We start from the raw sequence: 23,758 nt of genomic DNA, 5'->3' as shown, positions 1-23,758 counted from the left end.
ACTACTCTCCCAGGTACGCCTTTCTTACCTCGGGGCTGCGCGCCAGCTCCTTGGCGTCTCCCTGCATGACGACTTCGCCGGTCTCAAGGACGTAGGCGCGGTGCGCGATGGAGAGCGCCATGTTGGCGTTCTGCTCGACCAAGAGGATGGTGGTGCCACTTTTGTTGATCTCCTGGATGATCTGGAAGATCTGCTCCACCAGCATCGGCGCGAGGCCCATGGACGGTTCGTCCAAAAGCAGCAGCTTCGGGCGGCTCATCAGCGCGCGCCCCATGGCCAGCATCTGCTGCTCGCCGCCGGAAAGGGTCTTGGCCGGCTGCTTCTTGCGCTCGTTAAGACGCGGGAAGCGCTGGAAGATCTTTTCGATGTCGGCAGCGATTTCAGCCTTGTCGCTGCGGGTGTAGGCGCCCATCTCCAGGTTCTCGAGAACGCTCATCTTGGCGAAGACGCGGCGCCCTTCCGGAACCTGCGAGATACCTACCTTCACGATGTCGTGCGGCGCGGTCTTGGTGATGTCCTTCCCCTCGTAGGTGATCTTGCCGGATACCGAGGGGACGATGTTGGAGATGGTGTTGAGGATGGTGGTCTTGCCGGCGCCGTTGGCCCCGATGAGCGCCACAATTTCGCCGGTGTTGATCTCGAAGGAGACATTCTGCAGCGCCTTGATGGCACCGTAGTTCACGTAGATATTATCGACCTTAAGCATCAGCGGCAGCTCCTTTACCGAGGTACGCCTCGATGACCTTCGGATTGGCCCGGATCTCCTCCGGGGTCCCTTCCGCGATCTTCACGCCGTAGTCCAGCACGTTGATCCGGTCCGAGATACCCATGACGAATTTCATGTCGTGCTCCACCAGGAAGACCGTGACGCCGGTCTTGCTGATCGCCTGCACCATCTCCGCGAGCACCTGTTTCTCCTGCGGGTTCATGCCGGCGGCCGGTTCGTCCAGAAGGATGATCTGCGGCTCAATGGCGAGCGCGCGGGCGATCTCGAGGCGGCGCTGCTCGCCGTACGGGAGGTTGCCGGCAAGCTCGTACGCCTTATAGGTCAGGTCGACCTGCTTCAGGCACTTGATGGCCAGGTCGTGCAGTCTCCCTTCCTCGCGGCGCACCCAGGGCATGAACTTCAGGCAGGCGCCGGTCAGGTCCTGGCTGCCGCGGGTATGCGCACCGATCAGCACGTTCTCCAGAACGGTCAACTGGCTGAACAGCCTGATGTTCTGGAAGGTGCGGCCGATGCCGCCGGCGGCGATCAGGTTCGGGGCCTTGCCGGAGATGGTCTCGCCGTTGAAGGAGATCTTCCCTTCGGTCGGCTTGTAGATTCCGGTGATCAGGTTGAACATGGTGCTCTTGCCTGCACCGTTGGGGCCGATCAGCGCGACGATGGTCCCCTTGTCTACCGACAGGTTCACTTTATCGACTGCCACCAGGCCGCCAAAGCGGATGGTAACGTCTTCGAGTTTAAGAATAGACATGCTGGCTCTCGCTATCGTGAAGTATTAAGTAGTAGGTTTCTCTTTAAAGGCAACACCGGCCGGCTTCTTGCCGATGGCGCGCAGCAAAAGGTCCATGACGTTCACGCCGCCCATGAGGCCGTTGGGGCGGAACACCATCAAGAAGACCAGGAGGGCGCCGTACACCAGCATGCGGTACTGGGACATGAAACGCAGGAACTCAGGGGCGCTCGCCAACACCGCGGAGCCGAAGACGGTCCCCGGGACGCTCCCCAGGCCGCCCAGCACCACCATGCTGAGGATATCGACCGACTTCAGGAAGCCGAAGTCGGACGGGTTGATGTAGCTCAGGAAGTGGGCGTAGAGCCCGCCGCCGACGCCTGCCATGAAGGAGCCCAGCGCAAAGGCCTGGATCTTGTACCGGGTCAGGTTGATCCCCATAGCCTCGGCCGCGATCTCGTCCTCGCGGATCGCCTTCAGCGCGCGACCGAAGCGCGAGGTCTGCACAAAGGAGACCAGCACCACGGAGAGGACGGCGACGATGAAGACCCAGATCGGAATGGGGATCTCGGTCTTCGCGTTCTGAACCGTGAGACCGAGCGCCTTGTTGGCCGGCTCAAAGTTCAGGAAGAAGACCTTGACGATCTCGGCGAAACCGAGGGTGCAGATGGCCAGGTAATCGCCGGTCAGCCGCAGGATCGGGAAGCCGATCATGGCGGCTACCACCGCGGTGATCACACCGGTAAGGATCAGGTTCGCCCCGAAGGCGAGCCCGAGCTTGTTGGTGATCAGCGCACTGGCGAAGGCGCCGATGCTCATGAAGGCCGCGTGCCCCAAGGAAAGCTGGCCGGTGAGGCCGACGATCACGTTGAGTCCCAATGCCAGGACGATCGCGATCCCGATGTTCACCAGGATCTGCAGCAGATAGGGGTCAAATCCGGCGAGAAAGCTCTGTAAAGTAGCACCCATTGAATCTACACCTTCTTCGTTATTTTTTGTCCCAAGAGGCCGGTAGGCTTCAAGAGGAGCACGAGCACCAGGATGGAGAACGCGATGGCGTCACGGTAGGAAGAGTAGCCGATCGCCACGCCAAAGACTTCGGAGACGCCGAGCAGAAGGCCGCCCAGCATGGCGCCGGGGATGGAGCCGATGCCGCCCAAGACAGCAGCAGCGAAGGCCTTGAGGCCTGCCATGAGACCCATGTTGAAGGAGACCGCGTTGAAAAGGACGCCGACCAGCACCCCGCCGGCAGCAGCCAATGCGGAACCGAGGGCGAAGGTGAAGGAGATGACGCGGTTCACGTTGATCCCCATGAGGGCGGAGGTGTTGTAGTCCTCGGAGGTGGCGCGCATCGCCTTGCCGATCTTGGTCTTCTGGACGATGAATTCAAGACCCATCATGAGCAGCGCGGAGACCGCGATGATGACCAACTGCAAGGTGGAGACATCGGCGTTACCGATGTGCAACTGGGTTACCGGGAAAGCGTTGTCCGGGAAGCCTTTGGCGTCAGCTCCGAAGACCATCAGGGCCAAGGAAGAGAGGAAGATCGAGACGCCGATGGCAGAAATCAGCGCCGAAAGACGGGAGGACTTGCGCAGGGCCCGGTAGGCGACCAACTCCACGACCACACCCAGCACCATACAGAAGACCATGGCGCCGATGATTGCGAAGAAGATATTTACCTTGGCCACCGAGATCAGCAGCAGACCGACGAAGGCCCCGACCATGAAGATCTCGCCATGGGCAAAGTTGATCAGCGTGATGATGCCATAGACCATGGTGTAGCCCAGTGCGATCAGTGAATACACGCTGCCGAGGGCTATTCCATTGATAAGCTGTTGCAGGAACATGTCGACTTCCTTCGGACTATAGGATTTTACAAATCTAGAAGACTTAAAGGGATGAAGAGGAGTTCAGTAAGTTCATTCCATAAAAGTGTTCATTGCAATGCGGAGAAGTAACAATAAAACAGAGATGCGTCGAAGCTGTATACCATAAAACACGCTAAGCATGCAAGCTTTTGGTGATTTAGCGTATACAGCACACCCTGCGGGGTACGTCCAGAAATAAAACAGGGAATCAACGTACAGGACCGGGCGCAGGCAACGTCAACAGGTACAGTTGGTGACATTGGTATAACCTCTACAGCCGCGTCACTTTACACTACGAGATACAGTTTAGTAAAGTTAAACTTTTGATTGGCTTGAAATTTTTGCCAAACCACCTAAGACGTTTCTAAGCAAGTCGGCATGCTGCGGCGGTAGATAAAAAACTTTACATCTGTACCTTGTCCAGGGCGATTCCAGGTTCCAGGCGTTGAGAGAGCAGCGGGTTCCTCTTTGGCCAAACACCGGTTGTTCCCCTCCCCTCTTGCCGTTTTAAAACAAAAAAAACGGCCCCGCGATTGCGGGGCCGTTCGGTTGCTGCAGAGTCAAGCGGAACTAGTCCATCTTGACGGGTACTTTTGCCTTCAGGACGAACTTGCCGTCCTTCACGTAGAGAAGGCTCAGCGGCGACTTGATCGGTTCGCGGTTAGCCTGCATGCTGATGGTGCCGGAAACGCCCGCGAAGCCCTTGGTCTTGGCCAGCGCGTCTTTGAAAGCCTTCGGATCAACGCTGTTGGCGCGCTTCATGGAGTCGGCCAGCAGCATCACAGCGTCGTAGCCCTGGGCGTCGAAGAGGCCCGGCAGCTCGCCGTTGTGCTTGGCTTTGAAGCTTTCGATGAACTTGGCGGTCTCCGGGGAAGCCTGCTCGGTGGAGAAGCCCAGAGCGGACATGGAGCCTTCCACAGCCTGGCCACCCAGTTCGATGAACTTCGGCGAGAAGAGGCCGTCGCCGCCGAACATCGGGCATTTGAGCCCCTGCTTGCGGGCTTCTTTCATGATCAGGGCGCCTTCGGTGTAGTAACCGGAGAACAGAATGACGTCCGGCTTCTTGGCCTTGATGTTGGTGATCTGTGCGGAGAAGTCCTTGTCGCCGTCTTTGACTTTCTCGTCAGCAACGATGTTGATCTCGGGCACCTTCTTGGCCGCATCGCGGAAGGTCTGGGAGAGACCGACCGAGTAGTCGTTGTTGTCGGAGGTAACGATGGCAACCTTCTTGAACTTCATGTCTTTCGCGAAGAACTCGATGCAGGCCGGGATGGCGATCGAGTCGAGCAGGGTGTCGCGGAAGATGTAGTCGCCGATCTCGACAACGCCCGGGCCGGTGGCGCCAGCGGAGAGCAGTACCACGCCTGCCTTCTGGGCAACCGGAGCGGCAACCTTGGTGATGCCGGTGGTCGGGTCGCCGACGATGGCCACGACCTTGTCGCGGGACACGAACTTCTGGGTAACCGAAGCGCCTTCCTGCTTGTCGCCGCGGTCGTCAGCTTCGACGATCTCGATCTTCTTGCCGAGCACGCCGCCGGCTGCGTTGATCTCGTCGGCAGCCATCTTCATCCCTTCCAGGGTCGGCTTGCCGAACATCGCGACGTCGCCGGTGAGTGCGCCCAGGAAGCCGATTTTCACGGTGTTACCAGCCGCAGCGGCCGGAGCAGCAGCCTCTTTCGAAGCCTCTTCCTTCTTCTTGCAGCCGAACGCGCCAACTGCGAGCATCGCCACCAGAAGCAATGCGCTCATCTTCTTAAAGCTCATGCAGACTACCTCCTCTTGATTGATTTGATCACATGAATTGTCAACAGGCGTTAAACTAACTACATAAAACCCTTACTGTCAAGTGTTAAAGAAGGTACTGTTTACAAAAAACCCGCCTCTCCGGGTGTTGCTGGAGAGGCGGGTTTCGTCAACTAGAATGCGTAGCTGGCGATGATTTTCATGTCGTACGGGTTGTCTGCGTTCAGGCCACGGAAGTAGTCGCCCAGGAACACATAGCCGCCGCGAATACCGAGGGTGGTGTTGGCGTTGAGCTTGTAGTTGGACTCGAGGTTCAGCTCGGTGCCGATGTAGTTGCTGTTGTGACGCGGAGCGGTAGCCACGCCGACATCTTTGGCGATAGCGGCGAAACCGGCGTTGATGGAGCTGGTGATCTTGTCGGTGCAAGCGTGGTCGTACCCGATGGTGCCGAGGATAACGCCCTGGTTGTAGTTGTTCACGTCGAAGATGAGCGCCTGGTCGATGGTCTTGGCGTTTTTGTCACGCAGCAGCATGATCATTTCGCCGTCGTAGAAGGCGCCGCCACTGGTGCCGGAGTTTTGGTTAGCCGGAACGTACCAGGCGTTCTTGCCACCTGCTACGTAGAGGAACTCGGAGCGCAGGGTGCCGCCGAAGACCGGAGCCTTGGCACCCAGGTTCAGGGCGTAGCCGTGGGCGGCGCGGGTGACGCTCTGGTTGCCGTTCACGACGTCGCTGATGTCGCCGAACTGAGCCATTGCAAAACCGTTCAGGGTAACCGGACCGATCACGCCTTCAGCGTTGAGGCCCAGGGTGTGGATCTTAACGTCGTTGGGTGCGTTTGCGGTCGTTGTGGTGGTGAAGGTGGTGCCAGCCGGGTAGATCGGGTTGCCGGCCCCGTCAACAAAGGCGGACGGCGGGTTGCTCGCCACGGTGGTGGAGGTGGAGCCGTTGGAACGGTTGTCCTTGATGTAGTAGTAGGCAGCGCCGACCTTGAAGTTCTTGGAGATGTCGTACTTGCCGTCGAGGGAGATCATATCCCAGGTGTTTTTCCCAAGGGCGTCGCCGAGGAAACGGAAGTAACCGGCGGAAACACTGGCATTGGTGTAGTCATGCGAGAGCAGCACCCCGGCCATGTCGTCGTCGAACAGGATCCCCTTGAAGGAATCGTTGTACGGCTGCATACCGATCTTGGCGTTCACCATGGAGGATTTCAGATCAAGGTAAACGGACTTGGTCTCGAGGTTCACGCTGTCAGCGCCGATCCCGCCGCCGGTGTTGCGGCCGATGGTGAAGTTGGAGTTACCCCAGAAGGAGTAGTCCAGCTCGAAAGCGGTGACCAACTTGGCGCTGTCGCTTGCCTTGGCGGTGTAGCCAAGACGTGCACGCTGCACGAAGTAATTCTCGGTCTTGGCTTTACCCACGTCGACACCATTCTCGATTCTGCGCAGGCCGGTGGCGTTGCCGGTGCCGGGACCGTTGCCCGCTGCGTTGAACTGCTCGAAACCGTCGTTGCCGACTGCGCTGAAGTTAGACAGATCGTAGAAAGCGGTGAAGGAGCCGTGGAATTCGTTCTCCAGGGCGAAGGCGGGTACTGCGGCTGCGACGGTCAGCGCACCAGCGGCGGCTGCCACAAGAAGCTTCTTGTTACGTTTCATTCATTCCTCCTCGTTCAGTGTTGTAGTAAATTGCAAGCCTGCTTTGCCAACATACTGCGGGTCCAACTGAAGGGAACAACCACCACCTTTCTTTAAGGAAGTAAACCGCAAAAAGAAGCACACGCCGTTGTGCGCCTGCAAACTACAGGATCTGACTGAGGAACAACTTGGCCCGGTCGTGGGTGGGCGCCGTGAAGAAGTGCTCCGGGGTCCCCTCCTCGACGATGCGGCCGGCATCCATGAAGATGACCCGGTCGGCAACCTCGCGGGCGAAGCCCATCTCGTGGGTAACCACCGCCATGGTCATCCCTTCGCGCGCCACGCTCTTCATGACGTCGAGCACCTCGCCGATCATCTCCGGGTCGAGTGCCGAGGTCGGCTCATCGAAGAGGAGCATCTTGGGATCCATGGCGAGCGAGCGGGCGATCGCCACGCGCTGCTGCTGCCCACCGGAGAGCTTCCCGGGATAGGCCTTGGCCTTCTCGGCCAACCCCACCCGCTCCAAAAGCGCCATGGCGCGCTCCTCGGCGTCCTGGCGGGAGCGCTTGCGCACCACGATCTGGGCCAGGGTCAGGTTCTCCAGCACGGTTTTGTGCGGAAAGAGGTTGAAGGACTGGAACACCATTCCCACCTCCTCGCGGATCTTGGTGATGTCGGTCTTCGCGGCGTTGATGTCGATGCCGTCCACCAGGATCCGGCCGCGGTCAATGACCTCGAGCCGGTTGATGGAGCGCAAAAGCGTCGACTTTCCCGATCCGGAAGGACCGATGATGACGACCTTCTCGCCATCGAAGACGTCGAAGGAGACCCTATCCAGCGCCTTGAAGGAGCCGTAGATCTTGACGATCTCGGTCGCCTCTACCATTTTTCTTCTATTTGTTGACACTGACACGCTCCTCCAGTACGCCGATGATCTTCGAGAAGAACAACGTGATGATCAGGTACACCAGCGCAATGACCGTGTAGGTCTCGAAATAGGTGAAAGATTCAGAGGCGAATTCGCGGCCGCGGCGTAAGAGGTCGGCGACGGCGATGATCGACACCAGCGAGGAGTCCTTCAAAAGGGCGATGAACTCGTTACCCACCGGCGGCAGGATCACCTTGACGGCCTGCGGCAAAATGACGTGCAGCATGGTCTGGCGCCCGTTCATACCGAGCGAGAGCGCAGCCTCGTTCTGCCCCTTGGCGATCGATTCAATCCCCGCGCGCACCACCTCGCCCATGTAAGCACCATAGCAAACGGCCATGGCGATAATGGCGGAAAGGACCGCGGGGACTTTCACCACGCGGCCGAGCGCGTAGTAAATGTAGAAGATCTGAACCAGGAGCGGGATGCCGCGGATGATCTCGACGTAGAGCGAGGCGACACCGTTGAAGAACCGGTTCTTGGAGATCCTCCCCAGGCCGGTGATAAGGCCCAAGACGATCGCCAGACCGATCGCCCCGAGGGTCACCTGGAAGGTCACCAAGATGCCGTCGGGAACGAACTTGAGAATGTTGAGGTAGGGGTCGGGTTTTGTGTAGGCGAGATAGCCAAGGACGCCTATGGCACCGAAAAAGGCGATGCGCCAGGCGGTAAAGAGGCCCAAGTCACTTTTGCGCGGGATGGCAGCGCCGTCTCCCACATCGATAATCTGCTTCTTTGCTTCGTTAGTCATCAGTTTTTTTTGCCATCCCCACAGGTTGCGTCGCTAAAAAACAGTCTCTCGAGAATCTTGTGCTGAACTCCGCATGTGTAACAGCTGTGCGGCCCAGTATGACCTGGACCGCACAGCCTGAACGTCACACGGTCGGTCAGGAGTCAGCGGCTACTTGAGCCATTTCTTCCTGAGCTGCTCGTCGATTTTCTTCTTTTTCACGGCGTCGATCCCTTTGTTGATCAGGGCGACCAGGTCCTTGTTCCCTTTTTTCACCACGATGCCGTAAGCTTCCTTGGTGAACGGCTTGCCGACGATCTTGAATTTCTGGTTGTACTCTTTTTTCTGCAGAGCGTAGATGATGGCGGTCGGCTCGTCGCAGACCACGCCGGACACGCGGCCAGCAGCCATGTCTTCGAAGGCCAGACCGACTTCGTCATAGGTCTTCAGTTCCACGCCGGCTACTTTCTTCACTTCCAGGGCGCCGGTGGTGCCGATCTGGGCGCCGATTTTCTTCCCTTTCAGGTCGGAGACCTTGGTCCCCTTCTCTGCCTTGGGAACAATCAGGACCTGGCCTGCGTTGATGTAGGGCTTGGAGAAGTCGTACTTGGCCTTGCGCTCTTCGGTGATGGTCACGGAGGAGATGATGGCGTCGTACTGACCGGCTTCAACGCCGGCGAAGATGCCGTCCCACGCGGTATTCTTGAAGCTCACCTTAAAACCAGCTTCCTTGGCGACTGCGTTCATGAAGTCGATGTCGAAACCGACGATGTGCTTATTGGTGTCAACCATCTCCATCGGCGGCCAGGTGGCATCGGTTGCCACGGTCACCTCTTTGGGGGCGGCCAGGGCCCCAGTTGCGAAAATGCCGGTCAGCGCCAGAACTGCTGCCATAATACGGAACGATTTCATGCTTCCCCCTTGCACGTTTTTAGATTAGGCAGAACACACCTGTTTACATTTTGCGGGATACTATTAAAGAAGTTTCCTGCAGTTGTCAACTAACTAATCAGAATTGTTCTTGCAACTAAATTTAGAATGTGTTAATCGTAAGGTCACAGTTGTGTGAATTCAAGGTCTTGTAACGTCAAATATAGGTTGTGGCAGATGAAAAAATTTCGGGCTGCGTTGTTTTTGTTGATCACGACATTCTTTTGGGGTGTCGGCTTTACCATTGTAAAAGACGCAATCAATCGCGTCGACGTTTTTATCTTCCTTTCCCAGCGCTTTTTACTAGCAACCGCCCTAATGCTTCCTTGGTTCTTCCTAAGACTAAATATATTTAACGTGTCGGCGTTAATCAATGGAACTGTCCTCGGAACCCTGCTCTTCGGCGCCTACGGGTTTCAAACCGTCGGTCTCAAATACACTTCCGCTTCCAATACCGCCTTTCTCACCGGTCTCAACGTGGTCTTTGTCCCGGTTTTCGACGCCCTGTTCTTCCGCGCACCGATCGGGCGCAGCATCAAGTGGGGCGTCTTTTTTGCCTTGGCCGGTCTTTTTCTGCTCTGCGGCAACGGGGGGCTCAGCTTCAACTCGGGCGACCTCTTGGGCGCCATCTGCGGCGCCTGTGTCGCCCTCCACGTCATCTTCACCGGAAGGTTCGCCCGCAAAGCTGGCAGCGACATCTACCTGTTAACGACGGTACAGCTCGCCACCGTGGGGCTTTGGAGCCTCGCCTGCGCAGGCCGCAACGCTCCTAAGGCCTTCGTCTGGTACCCGGAGCTGTTCTGGACCCTGGTCATCTGCGTGGTCATCGCAACCGTCTTCGCGTTTCTGGTGCAGACCTCCATGCAGCGCTACATAAGCCCCTCCCACACCGCTCTTATCTTCTGCACGGAGCCGGTCTTCGGCGCGGCCTACGCCTACTTCGCCGCCGGAGAGCGCCTTGGTTCCTACGGCTACCTGGGCGCGGTCCTGATCCTGGTCGGAATGATCGTATCCGAGCTGCTGCCGGACGAAACGCCGAGCGTCCCCGAACTTGCCGCGGTTCCCGACGCGTAACCTGCCGGACGCCCCCTACCCGCTCCATTTCGTCCCTGGTGTCATCTCCCATCGCCGCCTGGTCCTGCACTGCCAGTACCCTGTTGAGACTCAAACAGCGCAGGTCTCGACCTCGACCTGTCAACCACCGGCAAACAAAAGATTGTGAGCTGAAAATATCCATGCTAATAAATGTGGACCACGGCTTTGACAGGAGGGATGCGTGAAAGAGAGAGTAAATGCTGCGGGGCAACCGCTGAAGTACCACTTCGCCAGTGACAACTACGCGGGGATCTGCGTCGAGGCCTGGCAGGCGATGGAAGAGGCCAACCGCGGTCTGGCCTGTTCTTATGGCGACGATGCCTGGACCGAGAAGGCTTGCGAGCAGATCCGCGAGCTCTTCGAAACCGACTGCGAGATCTACTTCGTCTTTAACGGCACAGCCGCCAACTCGCTGGCGCTTGCCTCCATGTGCAAGTCCTATCACTCGATCGTCTGCCACGAAATGGCACACGTGGAAACCGACGAATGCGGCGCGCCGGAGTTCTTCTCCAACGGCACCAAGATGCTCCTGGTGCCGGGGGAAAATGGCAAGATCGATCTCGATGCCGTCGAGCACACCATCACCAAGCGCAGTGACATCCACTACCCCAAGCCCCGCGTTTTGAGCGTCACCCAGGCAACGGAGCTGGGGACCGTGTACAGCGTCGCCGAGTTGCAGGCGGTAGGCGAGATGGCGCGCAAACACGCGCTTCACGTTCACATGGATGGGGCGCGCTTTGGTAACGCGGTTGCCTCTTTGGGGGTCGAGCCGAAGGAGATCACCTGGCAGGCGGGTGTCGATGTCCTCACCTTCGGCGGCACCAAAAACGGCTTTGCGGTAGGCGAGGCGGTGGTTTTCTTCAACAAGGAGCTTGCCTACGAGTTCGACTATCGCTGTAAACAAGCAGGCCAACTGGCTTCCAAGATGAGGTTTTTGACCGCACCGTGGATCAACATGCTGCAAAGCGGCGCCTGGCTTCGCAACGCGACCCAAGCCAACAACTGCGCCCGGCTGCTGGAAACCGAGGTGAAGAAGATTCCCGGCGTGCGCATCATGTTCCCCAGCCAGGCGAACTCCGTGTTCATCGAGATGCCGGAGCAGGCGCTCGCGGCGCTGCGCGCCAAGGGGTGGCACTTCTACACCTTCATCGGCGCTGGCGGCGGCCGGTTCATGTGCTCCTGGGACACCAAGGTGGATGAAGTGGCGGCGCTCGTGCAGGACATCCGGATCGCCATGCAACTGTGAGAGTCGAGGTTCATCGGGTCTCGCCAAAAAGAAAAGGCACCTGAAAGGGTGCCTTTTCTTATCGCATCTCCACCTGATACTCTTCATGGTGCCCCAACTCGGTAAATATCCCCTTTGCCATAGTCGGCGACGTACAACTCTCCCGATTCGTCTTCACCGAAGGTCGAGATAGCCAGCCCACTCTCTTTGACGAGCCAGGTCTTCCAGTTCCCCTCTTCCCGCTTGAGGCCCCAGATGCGCCCGCTGCAGAAATCCCCGTAGAAATAGATCCCCTGTAAGGCCCTGTGCTTGCCGCGGTAGACATACCCTCCGGTTACCGAGCAGTCGCCTTCTCCGTGACGGTACTCGGCCACCGGCATCGTGAGTCCCTCCTCCTTACAACCCGGCTGCCTGAAACAGCGGCTCCCCTCCATGATGCTCCATCCGTAGTTGGCTCCGGCCCCCTTGCCATCCGGCTGGTAGTCGATCTCCTCTACCAGGTCCTGCCCCACGTCGGCGATGTAGAGATCCCCGGTGCCGCGGTCGAAGGAGAACCGCCAGGGGTTGCGCAGACCGTAGGCCCAGACCTCGTTACCGAAGGGATTCCCCGCGGGGACCGCATACGGTTCGGTAGCCCCCAGGACATCGATGCGCAGCAGTTTACCGAGGAGCGACCTGGCATTTTGCCCGTTGCGCTTCGGATCGCCCGCGCTGCCTCCGTCCCCCATACCGATGTAGAGCATCTTGTCCGGCCCGAAGACGATCTCCCCGCCGTTATGGTTGGCGTACGGCTGTTTGATGGTCAACAGCCGGGTGAGGCTGCGGGGGTCGGCACGATTGGCATCTCCGCTGGCCAAACTTATCCGGGCGATTACCGTGTTGCCGATCCCTTCCTTGTTGGTGTAGTCGACGTAAATCTGCTTGCGGTGTGCGTAATCGGGAGGAAATGCCAGGCCCAGGAGCCCCTGCTCGCCGCCGTCGCGGGTAACCAGGTGGGATATGTCCAGAAAAGGCTTGGGCAACACCTGGCCGTCGTGCAGGATCCTGATCCTGCCTCCCTGTTCGACGATGAAGAGACGGCCGCTGCCATCGGCTGCATTGGTAATGGTCGTTGGGTGTTTGAAGCCGCTGGCGACCTTGGTAAGAGTCAGCGTCTCGGTGCCTTTTGCTGCAGCACTGGAGCCGACGTTGGGCGACTCGCACGCGCTCAGTAACGAGACCAGCAAAAGGATCCCAACAGCCACACGTTTGACTGATAGTGCAGGTTTCATGGGTGTTACCTCGCAACGTAAGTTAAAGCATCGGATCATCTTATCGTCCATAACACACGGGAGTTGTGGCAAACGCCGCACTATTGGCACATTCCAACCATAACCCCAGCATTGAGTGTGCCCCAGGACCAGAGATTGTCAAACGGCCGGTCCTCAGACACAAAAGGCCAGGCATCTACAGCCGCCTGGCCCTTGTGAGTTGCGCGGATGTACCGCCATTTCAGGGGGTGACGACGTGATAGATCCCTCCCCCGTTGTAGTCTGCGAGATAGATCTCTCCGGCTTCGTCTTCACCGAACGTGGAGATGCCGAACGTGGTGTCGGTGAGTAACGCAGATTGCCAGCTAGCGCCGGTATGCTGCGCACCCCAGATGCGCCCACTGCAGAAATCGCCATAGAGGTAGGTCCCCTGCAAAGCCGTGCTGCTGCCACGATACACGTACCCGCCGGTTATCGCGCAGTCGCCACTGCCATGCAGATACTCCGCCACCGGCAAGGTCAGGCCGGCGCTGCTGCAGGAAGGATCGGCAAAGCAGCGGTCACCTTCCATGATGTTCCAGCCATAGTTTGCGCCGCTGCCGGCCCCAGCAGGCTGAAAATTCAGCTCCTCTACGGTAATTTCCCCGACATCCGGGAGGTAGAGATCGCCCGTGCTGCGGTCGAAGGAGAAGCGCCAGGGATTGCGGAGCCCATAGCCCCAGATCTCGTTCCCGAAGGGATTGCTGGAGGGGATGCTGGAGGGAACGCTACCGGAGAGCACATCGATACGCAGGATCTTGCCGAGCAGCACAGAGCGGTTCTGCCCATTGCCCAGTGGGTCGCCGCTGCCGCCACCGTCGCCACTGCCTATGTACAGCAGCCCGTCAGGGCCGAAGGCCAGTTGGCCGCCGTTGTGGTTCGGGAAGGGTTGGGCGAAGGTGAGCACCTGGGTGCGCGTCGCAGGATCGGCGCGGTCGGGATCGGAACTCAGCCCAAAGCGGGCAATCACCGTGTTGCCGACGCCGGTACGATCGGTGTAGTTCACGTAGAAACTGTTGCGGGTTGGGAATCCCGGAGGAAAGGCGAGGCCCAGGACCCCTTGCTCGCCGCCCGCTTGGTTCACCAGGCTGGAAATGTCCAGAAACGGCGTAGCGGCAAGCGCCCCGTTACGGATGAGCCTGATGGTCCCTCCCTGTTCTACCACGAAGAGGCGGCCGCTGTTATCCCCCGCGTTAGTGATGGTCAGCGGCCGGTTCAGCCCCGAAGCTATCTGGACCAGCGAAACGCTGGCTGGCAACCCCGTTGGAGTTCCACCAGTTCCACCAGTTCCACCAGTTCCACCAGTTCCACCAGTTCCACCAGTTCCACCAGTTCCACCAGTTCCACCTGTTCCGCCGCCGGAACCGCCAGTGCCGGTGCCCCCGGAGCCGCCATTACTCAAGAGGGTTGAACCGCCGCCACCGCCACCTCCGCCACCGCAGGCGGCCAGTGTCAGACAAAGAAACAGAAGTGCGATCGATCTAGTTACGATACATCTGGTATCTCCCCTTTCTTGTTCCATAGTCTCACCTCATGTAATGGAACCGTATTTCTTGTCGCGATCACTATGAAGAGAAATCCAACTACGTAACAGTTTCTTCCCACTGCAACTGGTTTGTCAACGCGTGACTTACAGCACTGGTTAAGAATCACTGAAAGAGAAAGGGCACATAAAAAGATTGAGCTAAGTACCTCATGAGCTCATTGCAAGAAGGGAAGGTACTGAATACCGTAGAAGGAATGGCGGGGAACAACGTGCAGCGGAAAATAGAACAATGAATACATCAAGCGATGCCGGCCAACTCGAGCCGGCCGCCCCAACGCACGATCAGTTCGGAGCGCAGCCTCTGGCTTTCGGGGCTGGAGAGGTGCGGATCGCGCTCGACAACGGCAAAAGCCTCGCGCCGCGCGAGCTCCAGGGCTCCCCCATCGCGCAACACGTCGGCCACTTTAAGGTCGGGAAGGCCGGCCTGCCGGGTACCGAGGAAATCACCGGGGCCGCGGATACTGAGGTCCGCTTCGGCGATGACGAAACCGTCGTTGCTCTGCACCATGACGTCGAGCCGCCGCGAGCCGTCCTCGGAAAGCCTGTCGCCAGCAACCAGGATGCAGCGCGAGCGGGCGCTCCCCCGCCCTACCCTTCCGCGCAACTGGTGCAGCTGCGAAAGCCCAAAGCGCTCGGCGTGCTCGATGACCATGACGGTGGCGTTGGGGACGTCGATACCGACCTCGATAACCGTCGTTGACACCAGGATGTCCGTTTCATGCGCCTTGAAGGCCAACATGACGGCTTCTTTCTCCGCGGAACTCATCCGGCCATGCAGCACCGCAACCTTGAACTCGGGGAAGATCTCCTGGGCCAGGTGCTCGGCCATCTGCACCGCAGCCTTCAGGTCGCTCTTCTCGGTCTCTTCGACCAGTGGGTAGATGACGTAGGCCTGTCTCCCCTTCCCTATCTCCTCGCGGATGGTGGCGTACACCTCGCTGCGGCGCTTCTCGCGCACTACGCGGGTCTCGATGGGGGTGCGCCCCGGGGGGAGCTCGTCGATCACCGACAGCGAGAGATCGCCAAAGACGGTCATGGACAGGGTGCGGGGAATCGGGGTCGCGGTCATCACCAGGATGTCCGGGTTCACCCCCTTACGCTTCAAGAGCGAGCGCTGCACCACGCCGAAGCGGTGCTGTTCGTCGATGATGCCGAGCCCCAGCCGCTTGAATTCCACCTTCTCCTGGATCACGGCATGGGTGCCTACTACGATCTGGGTTGTGCCGGAGTAGATCTTCTCCAGCGTGTCGCCTTTCCCCTTCACACTGGCGGTCAGCAGAGCCACGGTGATCCCCAGCTTCTCGCAGTAGCCGTGGATATTAAGGTAGTGCTGCTCCGCCAGCAGCTCGGTCGGAGCCATGATCGCCACCTGGTAGTCGTTCTCGACACAGACGAGCGCCGCCATGAGCGCCACCAGCGTCTTTCCGCACCCCACGTCTCCCTGCACCAGACGATGCATCGGGTGCGGCGCCATCATATCCTCCTTGATTTCGGAGAGCACCCGCCTTTGGGCGTTGGTGAGGCTGAAAGGGAGCAGCTTGAGCAGTTCCTTTGTGTAGCGGTGCGTGACGTTGAAACTGATGCCGTCCTCGACGGCGACGCCGCGCTTTTTCAGGGCAAGCCCGAGCTGCAGGAAGAAGAACTCGTCAAAGGCAAGCGAACGGTGCGCCTCGCCGCGCCCGGCGTTCAGATCCTCTACCGAGTTGTCCGGGTCGGGTGCGTGCGCCTCGCGCAGTGCGACGGGGAGCGAGAGCAGATGATGGCGCTTCAGGACGTCTTCAGGCAGGGTGGCGGTGAGGTAGCGGCTGTAGTGCTGCACCACGTCGCGCATGATGCGACGCATCACCTTCTGGCTCACCCCCTCGGTAAGCGGGTAGACAGGCAGGATTCGCCCGAAATTCTCGGGATCGCGCGCCATCACCTGGGCGAGATCTTCCCCTTCCGCAGCCCACTCCACCTCGGGGTGATGCATCTCACGCTGCAGGCCGAACTGCGCCAACTCCCCGATGAAGATGCCGCTGCGCCCGGGCATCCAGTTCTTCTTCATAAAGGCGGGGTGGTAGTGGAACCACTTGAGCACCAAGGAGCCTGTCGCATCGCGCACCACGACCTCGAAGTAGTTGCGCCCTCCCTTGCTGACCTGTGGCCCCGCCGACACGACCGTCGCGAAAAATGCCTCCGTGCCGCTGGGACGCAACCGAGCGATCTCCTTAAGCTGGCGGCGGTCCTCATAGCAATTGGGGAGCACGTAGAGCGCGTCCTCGACGGTGTTGATCCCTTTCTTGCCAAAAGTCTCGGCGAGTTTCGGGCCCACACCCTTGATGAAGCGCATGGTGGTCTGCAGTTCGGGGCGGCGCAGCGAGGCAGCCGGGAGGGGACTGGTTCCGGAGGTGCCTGTCACCTTTGCCGAGGGGTCGTCGGGCTTAGGCGCAGCCTTGGGGCCAGCCGCCTTTTCGGCAGCTCGCTTCTTCTTGTCAGCTGGTTTGGTGACTCGTTGCGGGCTTTTCGGTGTAATGCGCAGGGTGCCGTCCACCACCTCGAGGCTCAGTTCGTCCCCGGGCTTAAGCGCCAGAGACTCCCTAAGCTCGGCCGGGAGAGAGATGGTCCCGTCTGGGGAAAGCTTGATGGTCGGCATGGAGGAAAGAAACGGCCGGGTCGGTTGAGGAACCGGACCCGGCCATAGGGGAACTTATTTGAAGAGTGCGTTCAGGTCGTTGACGATCTCTTCGACCTTGATGCCGTGAGCGTTACAGCCCTGCTCCAGGGACTCGTTCTGGGCGCCCATGCAGCCGATGCAGCCGAGGTTGTACTTGGCGAGCACCTTAACGACATCCGGGTGCATCCTCATAACCGAAGCAAACGTCATATCTTTGGTAATCTGGCTCATCTAAAACCTCCTGTTGGTGGTGAAACTGGCAATTTTGCCACGCAGACACGGAGGAAAAGACCGGAGATTTCTGGCCTAAACCTTAGGGAAGTTCTCCGTGCGCTCCGTGTCTCCGTGGCTGATTTACGTCGGAGACTACTCGTAGCGGATCTCGAGGATCTCGTACTCTTTGAGACCGGAGGGGACACTCACCTTGACGGTGTCGTCCAGTTTGTGACCGATCAGCGCCTTGCCCACCGGAGAGGTGCAGGAGATCTTCCCCAGCTTGATGTCGGCCTCGTCCTCGCCGACGATCTTGTAGGTGATCTCTTCGTCGGTCGACGTGTCGTACACGGTAACCGTGGCACCGAAAACCACCTTGTCCGGTTTCAGGTTGGACAGGTCTACCACGTAGGCCCGCGCCAGTTTGTCGCTCAGTTCAAGGATGCGCCCTTCGATAAAACCTTGGCGATTCTTGGCGGCATCGTATTCAGCGTTCTCTGACAGATCGCCATGCGCCCTCGCTTCTGCGATATCCTGAATGACCTTGGGCCGCTCTTCCTTGATAAGCCGCCTCAGGTCTTCCTGGAGGGCCTCGTAGCTCTCCTTTGTCAATGGAACGGATTGCGACATCTGACTTACTCCTTCTTGAACTTAGTGGGGGGGCCGTGGTACTGGCCCCCCCATGATTATGCATTGAATTATAAGTAAAAAACTGCGGGGTGACGTTTTCGATCGAAGCTCCTAATTCAAGTATTCCTGAATCGGCTTCACTTCCAACTTCGACTGAGTCATTGCCACAATACCATCGACTGCAGCGCGGGCACCGGCTGCAGTGGTGTAGTAGGCAATGTTATTGATCAAGGTATTTCTGCGGATCGAGAACGAATCTGCCACGGCCTGTGCGCCGAGGGTGGTATTGATTACCATGCAGATCTCGTTGTTCTTGATGGCATCCACGATGTGCGGGCGCCCTTCTGCAACCTTGTTAACTACCTGGACCGGTATCCCCTTTTCCTGAAGATACGTTGCGGTACCACGAGTTGCGACCAATTCGAAGCCCTGAGCATACAGTCTTTTTGCGGCGCTGACAATATGTTTTTTGTCAGCATCCTTAACGCTGATGAAGACTTTCCCCGACACCGGCAGCCGGACGCCGGCACCTGCCTGGGCCTTGGCGAAGGCCTGGGCGAAGGTAGCGCCGATCCCCATGACCTCGCCGGTGGACTTCATCTCGGGTCCGAGGATGGTGTCCACGCCGGGGAACTTGGCAAACGGGAAGACCGACTCCTTGACGGAGATGTGCTCCGGAATGATCTCTGCGGTGACGCCGAGTTCGGCCAGGGTCTTGCCGGCCATGACCCGGGCGGCGATCTTGGCCAGCGGCCGGCCGGTCGCCTTGGAGACGAACGGCGAGGTGCGGGAGGCGCGCGGGTTCACCTCGAGGATGTAGATATCTTTCCCCTTCACGGCGAACTGCACGTTCATGAGCCCCTTGACGCCCAACTCCAGCGCCATCACCTTGGTCTGGCGACGGATCTCGTCGGTGATCTCCGGGTCGATGGAGTATGGCGGCAGCGAGCAGGCCGAGTCGCCGGAGTGGATGCCGGCCTCCTCGATGTGCTCCATTATCCCGCCGATGACCGCGACCTGGCCGTCGCACAGGGCGTCGACGTCGATCTCGATCGCCTCGTCGAGGAACTTGTCGATCAGGATCGGGTGCTCCGGCGAGGCCTGTACCGCGGTGTGCATGTAGCGGCGCAGGTTCTCCATGTCGTAGACGATCTCCATGGCGCGACCGCCCAGGACGTAAGAGGGGCGCACCACCACGGGGAACCCGATCCGCTCGGCAACGGCCTCGGCCTCCTCGAAGGAGCGAGCGGTGCCGTTGGCCGGCTGGCGCAGGTCGAGCTTCTGCAGCATCTCCTGGAAGCGCTCGCGGTCCTCGGCGCGGTCGATGGCGTCTGGCGAGGTACCGATGATGGGGACGCCGGCCTTCTCGAGCGCCACGGCGAGTTTAAGCGGAGTCTGGCCGCCGAACTGAACGATGACGCCGGTCGGCTTCTCCACCTCGACGATGTTCAAAACGTCCTCATAGGTGAGCGGCTCGAAGTAGAGGCGGTCCGAGGTGTCGTAGTCGGTGGAGACGGTCTCGGGGTTGCAGTTGACCATGATGGTCTCGTAGCCGTCCTCGGAGAGCGCAAACACGCCGTGCACACAGCAGTAGTCGAACTCGATCCCCTGGCCGATCCGGTTCGGGCCGCCGCCCAGGATCATGATCTTCTTCTTGTTGGTCGGCTCCGCTTCGCACTCCTCCTCGTAGGTCGAGTAGAGGTACGGGGTGTGGGCCACGAACTCGGCGGCGCAGGTGTCGACCCGCTTGAAGACCGGTTTGATCCCAGCGCCCTGGCGCAGCTCGCGCACCTTTATCTCGGTGAGGTTCCAGAGCAGCCCCAGGTACTTGTCCGAGAAGCCAAAGCGCTTAGCGTCCCAGAAGATCTCCTTCTGGCTCTCTTTGCTTTCAGCCTCGATCTTGAGCTGTTTGAGTTCCTCTTCCTTCTCGATGATCTGGCGGATGTTGTGCAGGAACCACTGGTCGATCCCGGTGATGGCGAAGATTTCGTCCACGGTCATGCCGCAGCGGAAGGCGTCGCCCACGTACCAGACCCGGTCGCAGTTGGGGGTTCTCAGCTTGTCGTTGAGAAGCGCGCGCTCCTTCTCGTTCAGCCCGCGGCGGGTGTCACCGCCCACGCCGAAGAAACGGGACTCGAAACCGCAGGAACCGATCTCCAGCGAGCGGAGCGCCTTCTGGAAGGATTCCTTGAAGGTGCGGCCGATGGACATGACCTCGCCCACCGATTTCATCTGGGTGGTGAGGGTCGCGTCGGCTGCCGGGAACTTCTCGAAGGTAAAGCGCGGCACCTTGGTGACCACGTAGTCGATGGTCGGCTCGAAGCAGGCCGGGGTCTCCTTGGTGATGTCGTTGGTGATCTCGTCCAGGGTGTAGCCGACGGCGAGCTTGGCGGCGATCTTGGCGATCGGGAAGCCGGTGGCCTTGGAGGCGAGCGCCGAGGAGCGCGACACGCGCGGGTTCATCTCGATGACTACCAGGCGGCCGTTTTTCGGGTTGATGCCGAACTGGATGTTGGAGCCGCCGGTGTCGACGCCGATCTCGCGGATGATCTTCAAGGATGCGTCGCGCAGGATCTGGTATTCCTTGTCGGTCAGCGTCTGGGCGGGCGCCACGGTGATGGAGTCGCCGGTGTGCACCCCCATCGGGTCGAAGTTCTCGATGGAGCAGATGATCACCACGTTGTCGGCGGTGTCGCGCATCACCTCGAGTTCGTACTCCTTCCAGCCGATCAGCGACTCTTCGACCAGGATCTCTTTGGTAGGCGAGGCGTCGATGCCGGCCATGGACATGCGCTCCCACTCTTCCATGTTGTAGGCGATGCCGCCGCCGGTACCACCCAGGGTGAAGGAGGGGCGGATGATTGCCGGGAAGCCGACGTGCTTGATCACTTCCATCGCCTCGGCGTAGTTGTGCGCGAGACCCGAGCGCGGGATACCCAGGCCGATCTTCTGCATCGCCTCTTTGAACAGGGTGCGATCCTCGGCCTTCTTGATGGCCGGCAGCTTGGCGCCGATCAGCTCCACGCCGAACTTCTCAAGGGTGCCGTTCTCCGCAACCGCCACCGCGGTGTTCAGCGCGGTCTGGCCGCCCAGCGTCGGGAGCACGGCGTCCGGGCGCTCCTTCTCGATGATCGCCGCCAGGATTTCCGGGGTGACCGGCTCGATATAGGTGCGGTCCGCGAAGTCCGGGTCGGTCATGATGGTAGCCGGGTTCGAGTTCAAAAGCACCACCTGGTACCCCTCTTCCTTCAGGGCCTTGCAGGCCTGGGTACCCGAGTAATCGAACTCGCAGGCCTGCCCGATGACGATCGGTCCTGCGCCGATGATGAGGATCTTCTGGATGTCTGTGCGTTTAGGCATTCAACTATCTCCTTCGTTAGGGCGGTGAACCGCCTTTAAAAACTTTAAAATGCATCTGCGACGCGGAAGTGGCCGGAAACCACAACAAAAAAGCCTGATAACCCAGAATCCTTAGGGGGCAACCAAAATCTTTGCCTGACCCGGCAGTTTTGCCTGGGTTTCCGGCACCTTCCGCGTGCCAAATTTCAGGTTTCTTCCGGCTCGTCCTGTACCCAGCCGTTTTCCAGTCCTGCTTCTTCCAGCGCCTCGACCGCCTCGCTGTACTCCTCGTTGGTCACCCGCCGCTCGATCCCCGGAGTCTGGGTGGCCAGGTGCGCCGGGAAGTACTGGCTCATCAGCGCGATGTGGGTCTCGTGCCCGAAGTTTTCGGCGATGTAGCTGAGCGTCTCGGGGCTTCCCGCCCTCCCCTCCGGCAGGACCAGGTGCCTGATGATCAGTCCCTGCACCCCGATGCCGTCCTCGTCGCACTCGAGGTGTCCGACCTGGCGCAGCATCTCGGCCACCGCCAGCCGGTTCAGATCGGTGTAGCCCGGCGCTCCCGAGAGCTTGCGCGCCTGCTCGTCGCTTGTGTACTTCATATCCGGCAGGTAGATGTCCACTACGCCGTCCAGCAGCCCCAAGGTATCCACCCGTTCATAGCCGCTGGTGTTCCAGACCAGGGGGATGTTGAACCCCATAGGAATCGCCAGGTACAGCGCCGCCAGGATCTGCGGGGTGAAGTGCGTCGGCGTCACGAAGTTGATGTTGTGCGCGCCGCGTTTTTGCAGCCCGAGCATCTTCTTGGCCAGTTGCTGCGTCGTAAGCGTCGTGCCGTTGTGCTGCTGGCTGATCGGGAAATTCTGGCAGAACCGGCACTTGAGCGTGCACCCGGACAGGAAGATGGTTCCCGAACCGCGGCTGCCCGAGATGGGCGGTTCCTCGCCGCGGTGGATGTTTGCCGAGGCGATGCGCGGCTGGTGCCCCGCGCCGCAGATGCCGATCTCACCCGCCAGCCGGTTCACACCGCAGGCGTGCGGGCAGATGTCACAAGACTTCAGGCGGGCGTAGGCGGTCTTGACCCGCTTCAGCAACTCGCCGCTTTCGTACAGTTCTTTGTAGTGCATGCTTCCTATGGCCTCCCCCTCGCTTAAGTGGAGGGGGGCGGGGGACTACAACATTGGCACACGGTAAAGTCAGGAAACCAAATCAGACCTATCGGATCAGGCATGAAGCGAGTTTGACCCAGATCTTCTCTTATCGTGCATTTCTGTTTTGGTTTCCGGCTCCTTCTGTGTGCAAGGGCTTTAGTTGAGAATGAAGTTCTCAACCTCAACCGTGACCTCAACCTATTTCTTGAACTTCTCCATCATCTCCACGAACCGGTCGAACAGGTAGTGAGAATCGTGGGGTCCCGGGGAAGCCTCGGGGTGGTGCTGCACCGAGAAGATCGGAAGCTCCTTGTGCTGCATCCCTTCCACGGTCTGGTCGTTCAGGTTCTCGTGACCGAGCTGGCAGGCGTGGGAGAGCGACAGGATGTCCACCGAGAAGCCGTGGTTCTGCGCGGTGATCTCAACTTTGCGGGTCTTCATGTCCATGACCGGCAGGTTCGAGCCGTGGTTGCCGAACTTAAGCTTGATGGTCCGGCCGCCCAGGGCGAGGCCCAAAAGCTGGTGCCCGAGGCAGATGCCGAAGATTGGCTTCTTGCCCACGAAGTGCTTGATGTTCTCGATGACCTCTTTCATCGGTTCCGGGTCGCCCGGGCCGTTGGAGAGGAAGATGCCGTCCGGGTTCATGGCGAGCGCCGCTTCGGCCGGGAAGGTCGCCGGAACCACGGTGACGTCGCAGCCGGCCGAGACCAGGCAGCGCAGGATGTTCAGCTTGATCCCGAAGTCGTAGGCGACCACCTTGTACTTGAGGTCCCTCCGGTCCACTTGCGGGTAGCCGTTCTCCAAGTCCCAGAGTCCCTCGGTCCAGTGGTAAGGAGCGGAGCAGGTGACGCCGGTTGCGAGATCCAGGCCGGACATGGAGGGAATGGCGCGCGCCTTTTTCACCAGGCTCTCCGGATCGAAGTCGATGGTGGAGATGATGCCGTTTTGGGCCCCCTTGTCGCGCAGGTGACGCGTGAGAGCGCGGGTATCGATCCCCTGGATCCCCACCACGCCATGCTCCTTCAGGTAGGCGTCGAGGCTCATGGTGGCGCGCCAGTTGGAGTAGCAGTCGAGGTACTCCCTGACGATGAAGCCCGAGAGGTAGAGCTGGTTGCTCTCGATGTCCTCCGGGTTGATCCCGGTGTTGCCGATCTGCGTGTAGGTCATGGTGACCATCTGCCCCTTGTACGAGGGGTCGGTCAGCACTTCCTGGTATCCCGACATGGCGGTGTTGAAGACAACCTCGCCCGAAGTTTCGCCCGTTGCACCGAAGGCCTTTCCCATAAAGATCCGGCCGTCTGCCAGAGCCAGTACTGCTTTCATGTAG

At 59.6% G+C, this 23,758-nt stretch carries 20 protein-coding genes; 2 read left to right on the top strand and 18 right to left on the bottom strand.

What is annotated here, in order from left to right; all coding sequences use genetic code 11:
* Position 1 precedes the first annotated feature (1 nt).
* The 9 genes from GMST_RS18610 to GMST_RS18570 all read right to left on the bottom strand — a co-directional run bounded on the left by GMST_RS18610 (position 2) and on the right by GMST_RS18570 (position 9,272).
* Entirely contained in the window at positions 2–706 is a 705-nt protein-coding gene (locus GMST_RS18610) for an ABC transporter ATP-binding protein (RefSeq protein ID WP_183356209.1), read from the bottom strand.
* Positions 699–1,475 carry an ABC transporter ATP-binding protein gene (locus GMST_RS18605; protein ID WP_183356208.1) on the bottom strand — a complete coding sequence of 259 codons (777 nt, stop codon included), beginning with the start codon at positions 1,473–1,475 and terminating at the stop codon, positions 699–701. Before GMST_RS18605 ends, GMST_RS18610 begins: the two co-directional genes overlap by 8 nt.
* Positions 1,476–1,499: 24 nt before the next feature.
* Positions 1,500–2,423 carry a branched-chain amino acid ABC transporter permease gene (locus tag GMST_RS18600; RefSeq protein ID WP_183356207.1) on the bottom strand — a complete coding sequence of 308 codons (924 nt, stop codon included), beginning with the start codon at positions 2,421–2,423 and terminating at the stop codon, positions 1,500–1,502.
* A 5-nt stretch (positions 2,424–2,428) separates the two neighbouring features.
* Entirely contained in the window at positions 2,429–3,304 is an 876-nt protein-coding gene (locus GMST_RS18595; protein ID WP_183356206.1) for a branched-chain amino acid ABC transporter permease, read from the bottom strand.
* 591 nt (positions 3,305–3,895) lie between these two features.
* Positions 3,896–5,089, bottom strand: a complete 1,194-nt coding sequence (locus GMST_RS18590; protein WP_183356205.1) for an ABC transporter substrate-binding protein — start codon at positions 5,087–5,089, stop codon at positions 3,896–3,898.
* Positions 5,090–5,241: 152 nt separating this feature from the next.
* Positions 5,242–6,723: a porin gene (locus GMST_RS18585; protein WP_183356204.1), complete on the bottom strand. Its 1,482-nt coding sequence runs from the start codon at positions 6,721–6,723 to the stop codon at positions 5,242–5,244.
* 142 nt (positions 6,724–6,865) lie between these two features.
* Complete coding sequence (locus GMST_RS18580; protein ID WP_308936503.1) at positions 6,866–7,609, bottom strand: amino acid ABC transporter ATP-binding protein; 744 nt, start codon at positions 7,607–7,609, stop codon at positions 6,866–6,868.
* Positions 7,596–8,381 carry an amino acid ABC transporter permease gene (locus GMST_RS18575; RefSeq protein ID WP_183356203.1) on the bottom strand — a complete coding sequence of 262 codons (786 nt, stop codon included), beginning with the start codon at positions 8,379–8,381 and terminating at the stop codon, positions 7,596–7,598. The genes GMST_RS18580 and GMST_RS18575 overlap by 14 nt, the downstream gene beginning before the upstream one ends.
* Positions 8,382–8,531: 150 nt before the next feature.
* On the bottom strand, positions 8,532–9,272 hold the full coding sequence (locus GMST_RS18570) for a basic amino acid ABC transporter substrate-binding protein (RefSeq protein WP_183356202.1): 741 nt from the start codon (positions 9,270–9,272) through the stop codon (positions 8,532–8,534).
* 195 nt (positions 9,273–9,467) lie between these two features.
* Here GMST_RS18570 and GMST_RS18565 point away from each other — a divergent pair, with 195 nt between their 5' ends.
* Together GMST_RS18565 and GMST_RS18560 are read left to right on the top strand one after the other, a co-directional pair.
* Positions 9,468–10,364, top strand: coding sequence for a DMT family transporter (locus GMST_RS18565; RefSeq protein WP_183356201.1), 897 nt, complete (start codon positions 9,468–9,470; stop codon positions 10,362–10,364).
* 202 nt (positions 10,365–10,566) lie between these two features.
* On the top strand, positions 10,567–11,631 hold the full coding sequence (locus GMST_RS18560) for a threonine aldolase family protein (protein WP_183356200.1): 1,065 nt from the start codon (positions 10,567–10,569) through the stop codon (positions 11,629–11,631).
* 83 nt (positions 11,632–11,714) lie between these two features.
* Here GMST_RS18560 and GMST_RS18555 read toward each other — a convergent pair whose 3' ends face one another.
* The 9 genes from GMST_RS18555 to carA all read right to left on the bottom strand — a co-directional run bounded on the left by GMST_RS18555 (position 11,715) and on the right by carA (position 23,754).
* On the bottom strand, positions 11,715–12,881 hold the full coding sequence (locus GMST_RS18555; protein ID WP_183356199.1) for a PQQ-dependent sugar dehydrogenase: 1,167 nt from the start codon (positions 12,879–12,881) through the stop codon (positions 11,715–11,717).
* Between the two features lie 220 nt (positions 12,882–13,101).
* Positions 13,102–14,157 (bottom strand): PQQ-dependent sugar dehydrogenase, encoded by a 1,056-nt coding sequence (locus GMST_RS18550; RefSeq protein WP_246399848.1) that lies wholly within the window; start codon positions 14,155–14,157, stop codon positions 13,102–13,104.
* The gene (locus tag GMST_RS22315; RefSeq protein WP_246399847.1) at positions 14,127–14,294 is read right to left on the bottom strand and encodes a hypothetical protein; all 168 of its coding nucleotides are present in this window, start codon (positions 14,292–14,294) and stop codon (positions 14,127–14,129) included. The genes GMST_RS18550 and GMST_RS22315 overlap by 31 nt, the downstream gene beginning before the upstream one ends.
* A 389-nt stretch (positions 14,295–14,683) precedes the next feature.
* Positions 14,684–17,080, bottom strand: a complete 2,397-nt coding sequence (gene recG / locus GMST_RS18545) for an ATP-dependent DNA helicase RecG (RefSeq protein ID WP_183356197.1) — start codon at positions 17,078–17,080, stop codon at positions 14,684–14,686.
* Between the two features lie 54 nt (positions 17,081–17,134).
* Complete coding sequence (locus GMST_RS18540) at positions 17,135–17,332, bottom strand: DUF1858 domain-containing protein (protein ID WP_183356196.1); 198 nt, start codon at positions 17,330–17,332, stop codon at positions 17,135–17,137.
* A 135-nt stretch (positions 17,333–17,467) separates the two neighbouring features.
* Entirely contained in the window at positions 17,468–17,944 is a 477-nt protein-coding gene (gene greA / locus GMST_RS18535) for a transcription elongation factor GreA (protein WP_183356195.1), read from the bottom strand.
* Positions 17,945–18,055: 111 nt separating this feature from the next.
* Positions 18,056–21,304 carry a carbamoyl-phosphate synthase large subunit gene (gene carB / locus GMST_RS18530; protein ID WP_183356194.1) on the bottom strand — a complete coding sequence of 1,083 codons (3,249 nt, stop codon included), beginning with the start codon at positions 21,302–21,304 and terminating at the stop codon, positions 18,056–18,058.
* A gap of 185 nt (positions 21,305–21,489) precedes the next feature.
* Positions 21,490–22,407, bottom strand: a complete 918-nt coding sequence (locus tag GMST_RS18525) for a radical SAM protein (RefSeq protein ID WP_183356193.1) — start codon at positions 22,405–22,407, stop codon at positions 21,490–21,492.
* Positions 22,408–22,629: 222 nt separating this feature from the next.
* Positions 22,630–23,754, bottom strand: a complete 1,125-nt coding sequence (gene carA, locus GMST_RS18520; protein ID WP_183356192.1) for a glutamine-hydrolyzing carbamoyl-phosphate synthase small subunit — start codon at positions 23,752–23,754, stop codon at positions 22,630–22,632.
* Between the last annotated feature and the right edge of the window lie 4 nt (positions 23,755–23,758).

It is taken from the genome of Geomonas silvestris (assembly GCF_014193515.1).
Taxonomy (GTDB): Bacteria; Desulfobacterota; Desulfuromonadia; order Geobacterales; family Geobacteraceae; genus Geomonas; species Geomonas silvestris.
Note: the sequence above shows the minus strand (reverse complement) of the source record. Positions and strands in the feature narration are given on the sequence as shown.